The 14,375-nt window shown below is 46.0% G+C and carries 11 protein-coding genes; 7 read left to right on the forward strand and 4 right to left on the reverse strand.

Annotated features, from left to right (window positions below; all coding sequences use genetic code 11):
- Nucleotides 1–2: 2 nt before the first annotated feature.
- A complete protein-coding gene (locus F3J22_RS18845; RefSeq protein ID WP_167019491.1) occupies nucleotides 3–422 on the forward strand; it encodes a hypothetical protein in 420 nt (139 codons plus the stop codon).
- Between the two features lie 64 nt (nucleotides 423–486).
- Here F3J22_RS18845 and F3J22_RS18850 read toward each other — a convergent pair whose 3' ends face one another.
- A complete protein-coding gene (locus F3J22_RS18850) occupies nucleotides 487–1,752 on the reverse strand; it encodes a PQQ-binding-like beta-propeller repeat protein (RefSeq protein WP_167019492.1) in 1,266 nt (421 codons plus the stop codon).
- Between the two features lie 85 nt (nucleotides 1,753–1,837).
- Between F3J22_RS18850 and F3J22_RS18855 the strand changes: the two genes are divergently transcribed.
- Nucleotides 1,838–2,218: a VOC family protein gene (locus F3J22_RS18855; protein WP_167019493.1), complete on the forward strand. Its 381-nt coding sequence runs from the start codon at nucleotides 1,838–1,840 to the stop codon at nucleotides 2,216–2,218.
- A gap of 60 nt (nucleotides 2,219–2,278) precedes the next feature.
- Here F3J22_RS18855 and F3J22_RS18860 read toward each other — a convergent pair whose 3' ends face one another.
- Nucleotides 2,279–3,511 carry an MFS transporter gene (locus F3J22_RS18860; protein ID WP_167019494.1) on the reverse strand — a complete coding sequence of 411 codons (1,233 nt, stop codon included), beginning with the start codon at nucleotides 3,509–3,511 and terminating at the stop codon, nucleotides 2,279–2,281.
- A gap of 100 nt (nucleotides 3,512–3,611) precedes the next feature.
- Here F3J22_RS18860 and F3J22_RS18865 point away from each other — a divergent pair, with 100 nt between their 5' ends.
- Entirely contained in the window at nucleotides 3,612–4,547 is a 936-nt protein-coding gene (locus tag F3J22_RS18865) for a LysR family transcriptional regulator (protein ID WP_167019495.1), read from the forward strand.
- Between the two features lie 145 nt (nucleotides 4,548–4,692).
- Here the strand turns inward: F3J22_RS18865 and F3J22_RS18870 are convergent, their stop codons facing one another.
- Both F3J22_RS18870 and F3J22_RS18875 read right to left on the reverse strand, forming a co-directional pair.
- The gene (locus F3J22_RS18870; protein ID WP_167019496.1) at nucleotides 4,693–5,445 is read right to left on the reverse strand and encodes a LytTR family DNA-binding domain-containing protein; all 753 of its coding nucleotides are present in this window, start codon (nucleotides 5,443–5,445) and stop codon (nucleotides 4,693–4,695) included.
- Nucleotides 5,435–6,493 (reverse strand): sensor histidine kinase, encoded by a 1,059-nt coding sequence (locus F3J22_RS18875; protein WP_167019497.1) that lies wholly within the window; start codon nucleotides 6,491–6,493, stop codon nucleotides 5,435–5,437. Before F3J22_RS18875 ends, F3J22_RS18870 begins: the two co-directional genes overlap by 11 nt.
- Before the next feature lie 216 nt (nucleotides 6,494–6,709).
- Between F3J22_RS18875 and F3J22_RS18880 the strand changes: the two genes are divergently transcribed.
- The 4 genes from F3J22_RS18880 (at nucleotide 6,710) to F3J22_RS18895 (ending at nucleotide 14,261) form a co-directional block, all read left to right on the forward strand.
- Nucleotides 6,710–8,563 (forward strand): alpha-amylase family glycosyl hydrolase, encoded by a 1,854-nt coding sequence (locus tag F3J22_RS18880; protein ID WP_167019498.1) that lies wholly within the window; start codon nucleotides 6,710–6,712, stop codon nucleotides 8,561–8,563.
- Between the two features lie 65 nt (nucleotides 8,564–8,628).
- The gene (locus tag F3J22_RS18885; RefSeq protein WP_167019499.1) at nucleotides 8,629–11,595 is read left to right on the forward strand and encodes a TonB-dependent receptor; all 2,967 of its coding nucleotides are present in this window, start codon (nucleotides 8,629–8,631) and stop codon (nucleotides 11,593–11,595) included.
- A gap of 17 nt (nucleotides 11,596–11,612) precedes the next feature.
- Nucleotides 11,613–13,196: a RagB/SusD family nutrient uptake outer membrane protein gene (locus F3J22_RS18890; RefSeq protein WP_167019500.1), complete on the forward strand. Its 1,584-nt coding sequence runs from the start codon at nucleotides 11,613–11,615 to the stop codon at nucleotides 13,194–13,196.
- Nucleotides 13,197–13,220: 24 nt separating this feature from the next.
- Nucleotides 13,221–14,261: a SusE domain-containing protein gene (locus F3J22_RS18895; RefSeq protein ID WP_167019501.1), complete on the forward strand. Its 1,041-nt coding sequence runs from the start codon at nucleotides 13,221–13,223 to the stop codon at nucleotides 14,259–14,261.
- Nucleotides 14,262–14,375: the final 114 nt, after the last annotated feature.

Genomic DNA, 14,375 nt, shown 5'->3' on the forward strand with positions numbered 1-14,375 from the left:
CTATGAGATGGTTGAGAAAAGGAGAACGCAAAATCGCATATTTATTTGCAGGAGTTGCATTTGTGCTGCTGGGCCTGTTTAGTGGCTTTGATACCTATAGAGATTATCTGGTACTGCGGGATGGAACGGTAGTGAAGATGCAGCTTGCAGATAAGCCTGCTGATTGCGGTACAAATAAGGGACATAGGCAGGTGAAATTTTCCTACAATAATGAAGTTTTTAAGAAAACGGTTACCGCAATTTTTTGTAAACAGAGTACGGTAGGAGATTTAGTGGAAATGAAATATTTGCCCGGTAGCAAAAGAATATTGTTTAAAACAGAACAAACCTTTCCTACTTTTTGTGTGGATGGGGGCTGGATTATATTCGGCCTGTTCGCTATTGCTTCCTGTTTTATCGGCTTGAGTACGCCCTATGATTGATAAGGTAAAATGAATTTAATAAAAAAGCGCTTCGATCGAAGCGCTTTTTTAATTTTAATCAGATCTATTTTTTGAGTCCGATCGCATATAAACTCCCGCCGCCGGCCACAAACACCTTGTCGTCTGCTACTACAGGTGCAGCAGTAAAACTTTCCAGTTTATATAACTCCTTCATCACGTATTTGGCGGTACTATAAAACGAAGGGTCCTGTCCATTGGCAATATGCATAAAGCTGATATTGCCGCTGCTGTCTAATACGCTGGCGGCATTAGCTTTACGGCCTTTGGTGTCAAACTGGTCGAGTACTTTGCCGGTTATATTGTTTAGCAGAAATAACCTGCCGGTGAAATCGCCATAGCAAAGGATATCCTTGCTGAGCGCGGGCGCGCCGAATACATAGCCGCCACTTTTATGCTTAAATATTTCCTTGCCATCAGCTGCGTTGATGCAGAGCATCTGGTAGCTGTCGGAAGTTCCTACATAGATGCGGTTATTCGCCTGAACAGCAGGGCCTACAATCCAGGCATCGCTTTCCCTGTACGACCATTTCAGCTTACCATCGGATACATCGAGTGCGTATAGATTTGCATCACGGGTGCCTATGTAAAGGGTATTGTTGTATACCAGTGGGGTGGCCTGAATACCTTGTAATACGCCATGGTAAATGGTGTCAACTTTGCTGGCGAAAGACCAGTTTACTTTCCCTGTCTGACTGTTAAGCGCGTAAATATTCCTGTCCCAGCTGCCTGCGAACACCTGGCCGTTATAATAGGTCAGGCCTGCATGTACCGGGCCTGCTGTTTTGTGCTGCCATACCAGTTTACCATTGGTTTTGTCTACCGCATAGATACTGCTGTCGCTGCTGCCGAAAAATACCAGTTTGCCATCAGTGGCAGGAGAGGAGAGGTATAGGTCGTACTGGTCTTCCATTTCCTGTGATAGCGGCTGCATGGTCCAGTAGCCTTTACCGCCTATATGTTTTTCGCCTTTGGTAGCAAAAGACCAGCGCTGTTTGCCGGTGCCGGCATCTACCGCATAATAATGCCCGTCGTAGCTGCCAAAATATACCTGTTTATCATCTGCCAGCAGGTGTGTGCCGATGCCGGCCCCTGCCTGGAACTGCCATTGCTTTTTGCCGTTATTTTTATCCAGTGAATATAGTTTGCCGTCCATGCCGCCGATGATCACGCTGTTTTTAAAAACGGCAGGTGTGGTGAAGAACTGACCGGGAATGCTGAATGTCCAGCTGACATCCCCGAACTGACGGTACTGGGCCTTGCTAATGACTACAGACAGGCATAGGAAGAGAAATAGTATGCTTCTTTTCATGAGTGGAAATTATTTGGGATAACAGGAAAGATAACAGAATTTCTGATTAAGTACTAACTTACTATAGTAAATAAAACCATGGCTTATGAAAATTAACCGGCTGGACCACCTGGTACTAACGGTAGCGGATATAGCCACCACCGTTAAGTTTTATCAGGAGGTATTAGGTATGGAGCCCGAAACCTTTGGCGCAGGCCGTACCGCACTTAAATTCGGTAACCAGAAAATAAACCTGCACCAGCGTGGCAAAGAAATAGATCCTAAAGCTGCTTTTCCTACACCCGGATCGGCGGATCTATGCTTCATTGCTGATACTCCCATTGATGAAGTGGTAGCGCTGCTGAAAGAAAAGCATATTACAATCCTGGAAGAAAAAGTTCCCCGCACCGGTGCGCTGGGGCCTATTGTCAGTGTATATTTCAGAGATCCTGATAATAACCTGGTAGAAGTAAGTAATTATCTCTAACAATAAATAACCCGCGCCGTAATACGGGCGGGTTATTTTTATATACTAACGTAGACGGGCCTACGCTAATAATGGTTTGTTGTTTTTATAGCTGATGACGGTCAGCAGTCCTCCTGCCAGCACGATCAGGGCACCTACCCATGGAGTGGCATTCAGTCCAAGTGCCGGTATATCTGTTACCTGTCCGCCAACATAGGCGCCGATGGCGATGCCCAGGTTAAAGGCGGATATGTTCAGCGAAGAGGCAATGCCTTCCGTGCCAGGAAGGTATCTGCCTGCCAATTGTACGATATATAACTGCAGTCCGGGTACAGTGGCAAAAGATAAGCCGCCCATGAAAAACAAAGTGATGACGGCGCTGACCGGGTTATGTGCGGTGATGCTGAACAATGCCAGAACAAGTGCCTGCAAAATGAACATGCGTATCAATACTCTGGCAGGGTTGGTATTACTCAGTTTACCGCCGGCGATATTACCAATGGCAATCGCGACACCGTAGATGAGCAGTAATAAACTTACCGCGGCCGGACTAAATCCGGTGGTTTTTTCCAGTAATGTTGCCAGGAAGGTGAATACCACAAAGGTGCCGCCGTATCCCAGTGCAGTGATGGCGAGTACCAGCAGTATATGTCCGTTCTTCAATACCTTTAGCTGGTCTTTCAGCTGTAAAGGCTGGTCATTTTTCAGGTTGTTGGGCAACAGGAGTGCTGTTGCCGCAAAGCCAACCACGCCCAGTATGGCAACGCCCACGAAGGTAGCTCTCCATCCGAAGTGCTGGCCGATGAAAGTGCCCAGCGGTACCCCTACTATGATGGCGATGGTAAGCCCCGCAAACATAATGGCGATGGCTGTTGCTTTCTTGTCTGGCGCTACGAGCGTAGCGGCAATGGTGGCACCAACCCCAAAGAATACGGCATGGGCAAATCCGGAAATAAACCTTGCTGCCAGTAATAGTCCAAAACCAGGCGCAATAGCGGACGCTATATGGCCGAGGATGAAAAGTCCCATCAAGGATACCAATAGCGGTTTCCTGGGCATATTTCCCGTTAAAACGGTAAGGATCGGCCCGCCGATGGCAACGCCCAATGCATAAATACTCACCAGTAAGCCAGAGGTGGCTACGCTAACTTTCAGACTTGCTGCTATGGTTGGTAATATGCCCACCGCCACAAATTCTGTGGTGCCTATGGCAAATGCACTGATCGTTAATGCCCACAACGCAGCCGGAAGACGCTTGCTGTTAGTGGTGCTATTGCTGCTGGCCGGGCCTGCTATATGAATTGTCTGTTCCATTATTTTCGCTTTTATTGTTTTGCCGGAACAAAATTAGAATAGTGAGTATTATTATCATAATTAGATAAATAGTATATTTGCATCAGAAAAATAATAGTTTATGTTGTTGAATTTTGAATGGTTTCGTACTTTCAAAACCATATATGAGACGGGTTCACTGACGGCAACAGCCCAAACCCTGTATATATCGCAGCCAGGAGTAAGCCTGCACCTCAACTCACTGGAAGCCTACGTCGGCCATAAGCTGTTCGACCGCACCGCCCGCAAAATGGTGCCCACAGAGCGCGCTAAAGTCCTTTATAACTACATTCTTGAAGCCGTAAATAAACTGGAACAGGCAGAAGAGCATTTCCACAAAAGTGCCGCCTCCGGCCAGTCCACCATCAGCGTAGGAATGTGCCTGGAAACATTCCAGTTTACGCTGGAACAATACATTTCCTCCCTGCCTTTTAATATCAATATCAAATTCGGTGAATACCCGGATATGCAGCAAGACCTCGACCATGGCCTGCTGGACCTGATCATTACGCCCCAGAAAGGCAACCAGGCCAACCTGGAATACAAGGCTTTTTCAAAAGAGAAGATCGTGTTGGTGGCAGGAGGTGATCAGGATATCACGGAATTTACACAGCTCATCTATGCTAAAAAAATCAATGAAGCAGAACAATGGCTGAAAGATAAAATCTGGTATACCACCGCAGCGGATATGGAAAATATGCGCAAGTTCTGGCACTTCAATTTCAATCGCCACCCGGATTTTCGGCCTAATTATATTGTGCCCAATAAATGCAGTATAGTAAGATGTATGAATGATAACAAAGGTTTTGCGATTATTCCGGATTTCCTTTGTCGCCAGGAGCTCCACTCCGGCAAACTGAAACTTGCCTGGGAAGGAGATAAAGTGATGGAGAATACCCTATACTTCGGGCGACGTAAGAAAACCATGTACAGCAAGGAAATTGGCATGATCGAAGCATTGTTCGAAGAACAGGCTTCTCTCTTCTCCAACGAAGAAGTTGCCATAGAGGTTATTTAGTCCCGTACTCGCTCTACTTAGTAGAGGGGAGCCGCTATCTCTGATACTAAAAGAAGGGGGCCCTACCGGCGGTGGGGCCCCCTTCTTTTTTACTCCAATGCCGAAGGCATTGGAGTAAAAAACTTCAAAAGCATAAAATATCGAACTACAACTGAAACGTCGGATACATCAGCTGATAATTCCTCAACGCATGCGTCGTCGTAGAGCCATAATGCCTTCCGATAGGAATAGATATTTTATTGATCTCTATCTCATTGCTATTATACTTTTCTATCTTCGGAATGGACACAATAAACGACCGGTGTATCCGCACAAACGTTGCCTCCGGCAGCTTTTCTTCCATTTCTGAAATAGAGTGGTAGGTCTTGAAGACTTCCTTGCTGGTATTGATCAGCAGGTAATTTTTCTGAGATTCAAAATACAGGATATCATCTAAATAAATCTTCACCATCTTCTTATCACATTTGATAAAGATAAAGGGAGATTCTTTCTCTGTTGCTTCCTGCTTTGGCGCAGGAGTGGGTTCTGCTATCTGCTTGTCCAGTTTGATGAAGCGGTTGATGGCTTTCAGAAATCTTTCAAACGGAATAGGCTTCAGCAGGAAATCTACTGCATCCAGGTCAAAACCATCTACGGCATATTCTGCATGGGCAGTGGTGAAAATCACATTGGGTGCAGGTGTCAGCGAACGGATGAAATCTACACCGGAAATACCGGGTAGGTTGATATCTGTAAAAATCAGGTCTATTTTATTGGTATTTAAACAGCGCATGGCCTGTGTGCCACTGGTGAAAGTGCCCGCCAGGTGCAACATTTCTACCCGGCTTATGTAAAGCTGAAGCAGGTCGGCAGCCGGCTGCTCATCTTCGATGATAATACAGTTAATACTATTGCTCATGCGTTTCTAATTTCAATTTCAAATACACAAAATAACTATCCTCGTCCTGGGAGATTTTTAAGATATGATTTTCTCCATATATCAGGTTCAGTCTGCGTTTTACATTTTCCAGCCCGACACCGCCGCCATTATGTAGCTGATGTCCGGAATGTCCTAACACTGCGCTATTCTCAATCCGCGCTGTCAGCCATTCTTCGCGGATGGAAATACTGATGGTGATCCAGCTGTCGCCATGCTCATTGGGCATGCAATGCTTAAAGCAGTTTTCCACAAATGTCATCAGGATAAACGGCTCCATATATTTATTTTCCCGGGCGCCTTCTACATGAAAACTAATCTGCTGGTACTGATTGAAACGTACGCGCTGTAGGCTGATATAATCTTCCAGGTACTGAATCTCCTTGTCGAGCGGTACACTGCGGGTGTTGATCTCATAGATGGAAAACCGCAGCAACGACGACATCCGGCTCACGATCTCTGCTGATTCCGGAGAGGTTACCAAAGTTTTTGCATATAAAGTATTCAACACATTAAAGATAAAATGCGGATGGAACTGATTACGTAATACGATCAGCTCCGCCTGTGATTTCTCTTCGGCCATACGCATAGACCGGTGTTGTTCCCGCATCCAGTTGTAAAATAATTTTACAGAGAATGGAATCGTCACCACAAACTGCAGCTTGAATACGCTGTAGATAAAAGGTGCAGCACTTAACAGCGGCTCTTTCTTCCAGTCTGTCAGGAAATACTCAAGTATAAAGGTATTATCCAGGTAACGTTGTATTACAGCAAAGAAGAGGATCAGCGGGATATAGATCAATATAAACAACCATACACGCTTGCGGAATAAGAAGCGTTCTACCAACACTTCCAGTACAACGGTGACGAAAAGTACACGCATAGGCAAACTGATGATCTCGGATGCAAAAGCATTCCGGAAATCATGGTCGGGACCAGCCTGTATACATCCGAAAATTATCAGGTAAAGCACCCAGTAGATGGCATATACACTCTTCTTCCCCAGCCGGGAACGTGGGATATCAATCATAATTGCCTGCAAAAATACCATTTAAGCTAAAGAATAATCGCCAAACGACCATTTTTTTATACGAACGACGTCAAATCTTATACTAAATGCAGCTTTTTCCGGCTGATGTTTTATGTCATAGTAATAGTGCTGTAAGTATAAGCGACTTCTTTATTGATGCGCCTTTACATAATTTGCCACACTGAATTTAAAAGTTCCACTATACGATATTCCACTATGAGGAAAATGCTGATCGCCGGACTGATGATGTTGTGTTCCACTGCTTACGCCTATGCCAGGCAACCTGATGTCTACCCGACCAACTGGTGGACAGGGATGAAACATAATAAAATACAGTTACTTTTAAAAAGTGAGGATTCCGAATTTAACAAATCGAAAATATCTGTTAATTATCCCGGAGTTACCATTACAGATACCCATACTTTCGAAAATGGGAAATACCTGGCCATTGATATCACGATCAGTGATGCCGCCATGCCAGGGAATGTGGATTTTATCTGCCTGAAAAATGCAAAAACCACGCAAATCAGCTGGCCGTTAAAAGCCCGCAAAGGCACGCCAGGAAAAGACTTCGCGCAAGGTATCTCCCAGGCCGATATGATCTACCTGCTCATGCCCGACCGCTTCAGCAACGGAGATCCTTCCAATGATAAAGTACCCGGACTGAAAGATCAATCGCTCAACCGTGCCGATTACTATGCACGTCATGGAGGTGATTTCCAGGGAGTTATCAACCACCTCGACTACTTCAAACAATTAGGAATTACTTCCATCTGGATGACACCCGTAATGGAGAATGATATGCCTGACCGCACTGAACACGGTTATGCCATCACCAACCATTATAAAATAGATCCGAGATATGGTGGTAATGCCATGTATAAAAAACTGAGCGATACCCTCCATCAATCAGGTATGAAACTCGTACAGGACGCGGTTTACAACCACACCGGTACTTATCATATGCTGGTACAGGACCTCCCGGCGAAAGACTGGCTCAACCAATGGCCTGTTTTTACCGCCACCAATGCCCGCGAACAAACACTCTTTGATCCCTATGCCTCCGCTATAGACCGCCGTCGCATGACCGATGGCTGGTTTGTAAAAGAGATGCCGGACTGGAATCAAAAGAACCCATATGTAGCGAATTTTATTATAGAGAATGCCATCTGGTATGTAGAAGAATTCGGGGTAGATGCCATTCGCGTAGATACCTATACCTACAATGATGCCCAGTTCAGCAATAACTGCAACCAGGCACTGATGGAAGAATATCCCGCCATCAGCATATTCGGTGAAATACTCGTGCAGAACGTTCCTAACCAGGTATATTTCGTACAGAATAATATCAATACACCTTTCAAAAGCAACCTGGAAGGAGTTGTCGATTTCCAGTGCCTCTTCAACGGCATCGCACCCGCACTGACACAGGAACCAGACTGGAATGCCGGTGTTGCACAGCTGTATAATGTACTGAGCTACGATTATTTATACAAAGATCCCACACATAACGTACTTTTGCTCGATAATCACGATCTTGACAGATTCGCCAGCCGTATCAACGGCGACGTAGCAAAACAGAAAATCGCATATACCTGGCTGCTCACCGGCAGAGGTATCCCGCAACTGTACTACGGTTCAGAAGTGCTGATGAAAGGAGAGAAAAAACCGGATGGGCTCGTTCGCCTCGACTTCCCCGGAGGATGGGCAAACGACCAACGCAACGCGTTTACCGGAAAAGGTATGAATGAAGATGAACTGGCAGTACAAAACCTGGTGAAAAAACTGGGTACATTCCGCAAAACTTCTTCTGCCCTTACTCACGGCAAATTAATGCAGTACGCGCCTGAAAATGGCCTGTACATCTATTTCCGCTATGATGACCACCAGACCATCATGTGCGTGATGAACACTGCTAAGGAAGCAAGAAAGATTGATGTTAATTATTATAATGAACGAACAGGCGGATTTTCATCTGCCAGAGATGTCATTACTGATAAAGCATATAAACTGGATAATAGTTTAGAAATCCCTGCCATGCAGGAATGGGTACTTGAATTGAGCAAATAAAATAATTACTGATGCCACTTTTTTGTATTACTGATAATAAATCTCACCCAAATTCTACTTACGTTATGAAAAAGTTTTACAATCGGCTTTTCGTATGTGCGTTACTGTTACTATGCGGCATATTCTCCGCCCAGGCACAGGCGCAGATCACCGGAAAGGTAACCGATGCCACTACCGGCGAATCCCTGCCTGGAGTGAGTATCCAGATCAAAGGTACTTCACGCGGTACCCAAACGGACGCTCAGGGACATTATTCCATACCTGGTAGTCCAAACACTGTGCTTGTATTCTCTTTCCTCGGAAAAATACCGCAGGAAATAACTGTAACAAACCAGCAAACCATCAATGTTCAACTGGGCGATGATAAACGTCAGCTCCAGGAAGCGGTGGTAATCGGTTATGGTACTGCAAAGAAAAAAGATGTCTCCGGAAGTATCACCACCATTTCTTCCAAAGACTTTCAGAAAGGTAATATTCAGTCGCCCGATCAGCTGATCGTTGGTAAGGTAGCTGGTGTGGCCGTAACCTCCAACAGTGGCCAGCCTGGCGTAGGTAGCACCATCCGCATCCGTGGCGGTTCTTCCCTCAATGCCAGCAACGACCCGCTCTATGTAATAGATGGCGTGCCTTTAAGCGGCGGTGGCATCAACGGTGCACCAAATCCATTGTCACTGATCAATCCTAACGATATCGAAAGTCTTACCATCCTCAAAGATGCTGCTGCTACTGCGATCTATGGCTCCAGAGCTTCCAACGGTGTGATCATGATCACCACCAAAAAAGGCGCTTCCGGTTCACCTAAGATTACTTTCAATACCAATATCGCTGTAGGTAAGATCAATAAAATGATCGACGCCCTCAGCGCCGACCAGTTCCGCCAGTATGTTGATTCACTGGGAACACCGGCACAGAAAGCGATGATGGGTAATGCCAGCACCAACTGGCAGAAAGAAATCTATCGCACTTCTATCTCCAATGATAATAACCTCAGCATCGCAGGTGCTATCAAAAATATGCCTTACCGCGTTTCTGCCGACTTCAGCAACCAGACCGGTACACTGATCACCGATAACCTGAAACGTTCCTTCCTCAGCGTGAACCTGAACCCTCAGTTCTTTGACCATCACCTGAAAGTGAACATCAGTGCCAAAGGTGTTATCAGCAATGCACATTACGCTAACCAGGGTGCCATCATCAACGCAGTACAATTTGATCCTACCCAGCCGGTATACGACTCTACAAGTCCTTTCGGCGGCTACTGGGAATGGTACTCCAAAGATGCAAACGGTAATGTTACACTCAACCCGAATGCACCAAGAAACCCGGTATCACTGATCCGTATGCAGGATAACAACAGTGAGGTGAAACGCAGCTACGGTAACCTGGAACTGGATTATAAATTCCACTTCCTGCCTGAATTACGTGCTAACTTAAACCTGGGCTACGATGTTTCCAGAGGCAGCGGTACTACTTTTGTTCCTGCAAACGCAGCACAGAATTATACTACCGGCGGACAAAACAACTACTTCCTCCAGAAGATCAATAACAAGGTAGGAGAGTTCTATCTGAACTATGTGAAAACACTTCCTTCTATCAAAAGTAATATCAATGTGCTGGCAGGTTATGGCTACTATGATAACGCCACTACCAACTACAACTACGCCAGCTTTAACGCAAAAGGTGATACAATCGAAGGTAGCACACCGAAATTCCCTTTCGATATACCACGTAATACACTCATCTCTTACTATGGTCGTCTGATCTATACTTTCGATGACAAGTATATCATCACAGGATCTTTACGTACTGATGGTTCTTCCCGTTTTGCGAAAGAAAACCGCTGGGGCGTTTTCCCTGCTGCTGCCTTAACATGGAGAATCAACAGAGAGAAATTCCTGGCAGACAGCAAAACCTTCTCTGACCTGAAACTCCGTCTGAGCTACGGTATCACCGGTAACCAGGATGGTATCGCCAACTACTCCTACATGGCGATCTATTCTACCAGTACCAACGCCAGCCAGTACCAGTTTGGCAACAACTGGTATAACATGATGGCGCCTGCTGCATATGATAAGAATATCAAGTGGGAACAAACTGCTACCTGGAACGGTGGACTCGACTATGGCTTCCTCAACGACCGCCTGAGAGGTTCAGTGGACGTGTATTACAAGAAAACAAAAAATCTGCTGAATACAGTTCCTATTCCAATCGGTTCTAACTTCTCTAACCAGATCCTGACCAACGTAGGTAACATCGAAAATAAAGGTGTTGAACTGAACATCGGTGCTACACCGATCCAGAAAGGTAAACTGACCTGGGATGTGAACTTCAACCTGACCTATAACAACAACAAGATCACTAACCTGACTGCTGTTAATGATTCCAGCTTTGTTGGAAACCTCACCGGCGGGATCACCGGTGGTACCGGTCAAACCATTCAGATTCACTCTGTTGGCTACAATACCTTTGCATACTATGTTTACAAACAGGTATACGATGCAAACGGCAAACCAATCGAAGGTGTGTATGAAGACCTGAACCACGATGGTGTGATCAACGAAAAAGATATGTACCGTTACAAATCTCCTGCGGCGAAAGTATTCTTAGGCTTCAGTACTTCTGTGGCTTACGACCGCTGGACACTCAGTACATCGCTCCGCGCCAGCCTTGGTAACTATGTTTACAACAACGTAGCATCCAACTTCGGTGTAAGAAGAAATATCCTGAATCCGCTGGGACTGCTGAACAACAGTACTACCGATATCTACAATACTAATTTCTATAATAACCAATACCAGTCTGACTACTATATTCAGAATGCTTCTTTCCTCCGCATGGATAACCTGAGCCTGGGTTATAACTTCGGCGCGCTGTTCAGAAATACTGCTCATCTGCGCCTGAATGCTACTGTTCAGAATGTGTTTACGATTACGAAGTATAAAGGACTTGATCCTGAGGTGAATGGTGGTATTGACTATAACTTATATCCAAGGTCCAGAGTATTTACACTGGGAGCTAATCTTGAGTTTTAATTAAAAAATTTAGCAAGATGAAAAAGAACTTTCTCAAAATATGCATCTTCATGGCAGTTGTTGGTTTGAGCTCCTGTACCAAGGACCTGGACAGAACGCCTACCAATGCCACTACATCTGAAGTAGCCTATTCCACCATGGATGGCTACAAACAGGTACTCGCCAAAGTATATGGCAGCTTTGCCCTTACCGGTAATACCGGTACCAGCTCTTCTGATCTTGCAGGTATCGATCCGGGACAGGCCGACTTCCTCCGTCTGTACTGGAATGCACAGGAATTACCTACGGAAGAAGCCATGTGCGTATGGAATGATCCGGGAATTCCAGACTTCCATTACATGAACTGGACCAGCAACAACGTGCTGCTGGCTGCACTCTACAACCGCAGTCTTTTCCATATCACCATCGCCAACGAATTCCTGCGTGAATCTACCGATGATAAAATCGCTTCCCGTGGTTTTACCGGTAAAGATGCCGACGAAATCCGTACCTACCGTGCAGAAGCCCGCTACCTGCGCGCCTTCGAATACTGGGTGCTGATGGACCTCTTCGGTAATCCGCCGTTCGTGACAGAAAAAGATCCTATCGGTAAATATATCCCGCCACAGACCACCCGTACCGAACTGTTTAAGTATGTGGAGTCTGAGCTGCTGGCCGTAGAGCCACTGGTGATGAAAGCAAGAACCAACGAGTATGCACGTGTCGACCAGGGTGCTGTATGGGCACTGCTCGCACGTCTGTACCTCAATGCAGAAGTATACCTCGGTAAAGGCAACACCAAATACACTGAGGCAATTACTTACTCCTCCAAGGTAATCACCGCAGGATACAGCCTGAAAAAGAATTATAACGAGCTTTTCCTGGCAGATAATGATGTCAACAATTCAGAGATCATTCTGCCAATTGCATACGATGGTGTTAAAACACAGAACAACGGTGGTACTACGTTTATCATCAACGCTGCTGTCAATGGCGACATGAACCCTGCCTCCTTCGGTATCCCTGGCGGTGGATGGGGTGGTAACAGAAGTACTTCTTCCTTACCATTAATGTTTGGCGATTACAGCGGTGCTACCGACAAAAGAGCCATGTTCTACGGTACCAAACTGGATATCGACGACGTGTCCCAGTTTGCAGAAGGTTTACGTGTAACCAAATTCAGGAACGTAACCTCAACAGGTACTACTCCTTCTGCGCCGGGTGGTGCTTACTGCTCCGTAGATTTCCCGCTGTTCCGTCTGGCAGAACAATACCTGATCTATGCAGAGGCGGTAAAAAGAGGTGGTACCGGTGGAGATGCGGCTACCGCTACCACTTACCTCAATACCTTACGTGAACGCGCCTACGGAAATAAGTCCGGCGACATCACCAGCTATACACTGGATGATGTTCTGTCTGAGAGAGGAAGAGAGCTGTACTGGGAAGGTTTCCGTCGTACAGACCTGATCCGTTTCGATAAATTCACTTCTTCCAGCTATGTATGGCCATGGAAGGGTGGTGTGAAAGAAGGTAAAGGAGCAGAGTCTTTCCGTACACTGTATCCGCTGCCGGCAACTGACCTGACAGCCAATCCATCTCTCCATCAGAACACCGGTTATTAATCGTAGTAAAATCAACACGTTAACATGAAAACATCATTTTCTAAATATATTATCGCTGGTCTTTTTGCTGCGGCCCTGTGGTCCTGTAAAAAAGATGAGATCAAAACTGTTGCCCAGCCCGGCACCGCGCCTGCGCTGACAGCTTCTGCTGATACAGCCATATTGCAGAAGGACCATGTCACAGATGCAGCTGTTGCCTTTAAGTGGGATCGTTCCGACTTCGGCTTCAGTGGTGTCGTGAAATACAGCCTGCAATTTGCCAAAACAGGTACCAGCTTCGCCAATGTGAAGGAGGTTGCAATCGATACACTGGCGAAAACCTTTACCGTAGGGGATCTGAATACCATTGCCAACGCACTGGAAATAGATAATGGTGTACTAACGGGTATGGATGTACGCGTAAAAGCATATATCAGTGCCAATTTTGCACCTGCCTACTCCAATACCAAAGTGCTGGTGGTGTCTTCCTACCTGGACCTGATCGATTATCCGTCTATGTACGCGCCTGGCGATTACCAGGGCTGGGACCCTGCCTCTGCTATAAAGCTGGCGTCATTGAAGTCGGATAAGGCCTACGAAGGTTATGGTAATCTTCCAAATGCCACTGCCAGCTTCAAATTTACTTCCGAAGCCTCCTGGAATGGTACCAACTATGGCGGTACCAGTGTAAATAATGCTGGTGTATTGTCTGCCACCGGCGACAACCTCAGCATAACCGGTGCAGGATATTACTTCATCCAGCTGGACCTGGGTACCAACGCATGGTCTGCCACCAAAACAACCTGGTCTATGACCGGTGATGCCGCTGGTGGATGGGGTAACGACCTGGAGCTGACCTACGATGCTACCAAAAAAGTATGGACCGCCACCGCCGACCTGACCGCCGGTGCCTTCAAATTCAGGGCTAACCATGCATATGATATTAACTATGGTGATAACAAACCTTCAGATCCTTTCCTGAACAGGGATGGCGCCAATATCAACGTTACGGAGGCCGGTACTTACGAGGTAACACTCAACCTGAGCATTCCGGGTAACTACTCCTATGCACTGAAGAAAAAATAAATTTTGTAGTGGGGTAGATGTGGATCATCTGCCTGAATATTTATAATTAAGGGTAAACGGATCAAAGGGCTGTCTCTACGTTGTAGGGATGGCCTTTTGATTTTTTATTTGAGT

The organism is Chitinophaga sp. Cy-1792 (assembly GCF_011752935.1).
Classification (GTDB): Bacteria; Bacteroidota; Bacteroidia; order Chitinophagales; family Chitinophagaceae; genus Chitinophaga.

What these genes read in the sequence shown, in the direction of transcription:
- F3J22_RS18845 (WP_167019491.1), top strand. Translation starts at nt 3, where the DNA reads ATGAGATGGTTGAGAAAAGGAGAACGCAAAATCGCATATTTATTTGCA.
- F3J22_RS18850 (WP_167019492.1), bottom strand. Translation starts at nt 1,752, where the DNA reads ATGAAAAGAAGCATACTATTTCTCTTCCTATGCCTGTCTGTAGTCATT.
- F3J22_RS18855 (WP_167019493.1), top strand. Translation starts at nt 1,838, where the DNA reads ATGAAAATTAACCGGCTGGACCACCTGGTACTAACGGTAGCGGATATA.
- F3J22_RS18860 (WP_167019494.1), bottom strand. Translation starts at nt 3,511, where the DNA reads ATGGAACAGACAATTCATATAGCAGGCCCGGCCAGCAGCAATAGCACC.
- F3J22_RS18865 (WP_167019495.1), top strand. Translation starts at nt 3,612, where the DNA reads ATGTTGTTGAATTTTGAATGGTTTCGTACTTTCAAAACCATATATGAG.
- F3J22_RS18870 (WP_167019496.1), bottom strand. Translation starts at nt 5,445, where the DNA reads ATGAGCAATAGTATTAACTGTATTATCATCGAAGATGAGCAGCCGGCT.
- F3J22_RS18875 (WP_167019497.1), bottom strand. Translation starts at nt 6,493, where the DNA reads ATGATTGATATCCCACGTTCCCGGCTGGGGAAGAAGAGTGTATATGCC.
- F3J22_RS18880 (WP_167019498.1), top strand. Translation starts at nt 6,710, where the DNA reads ATGAGGAAAATGCTGATCGCCGGACTGATGATGTTGTGTTCCACTGCT.
- F3J22_RS18885 (WP_167019499.1), top strand. Translation starts at nt 8,629, where the DNA reads ATGAAAAAGTTTTACAATCGGCTTTTCGTATGTGCGTTACTGTTACTA.
- F3J22_RS18890 (WP_167019500.1), top strand. Translation starts at nt 11,613, where the DNA reads ATGAAAAAGAACTTTCTCAAAATATGCATCTTCATGGCAGTTGTTGGT.
- F3J22_RS18895 (WP_167019501.1), top strand. Translation starts at nt 13,221, where the DNA reads ATGAAAACATCATTTTCTAAATATATTATCGCTGGTCTTTTTGCTGCG.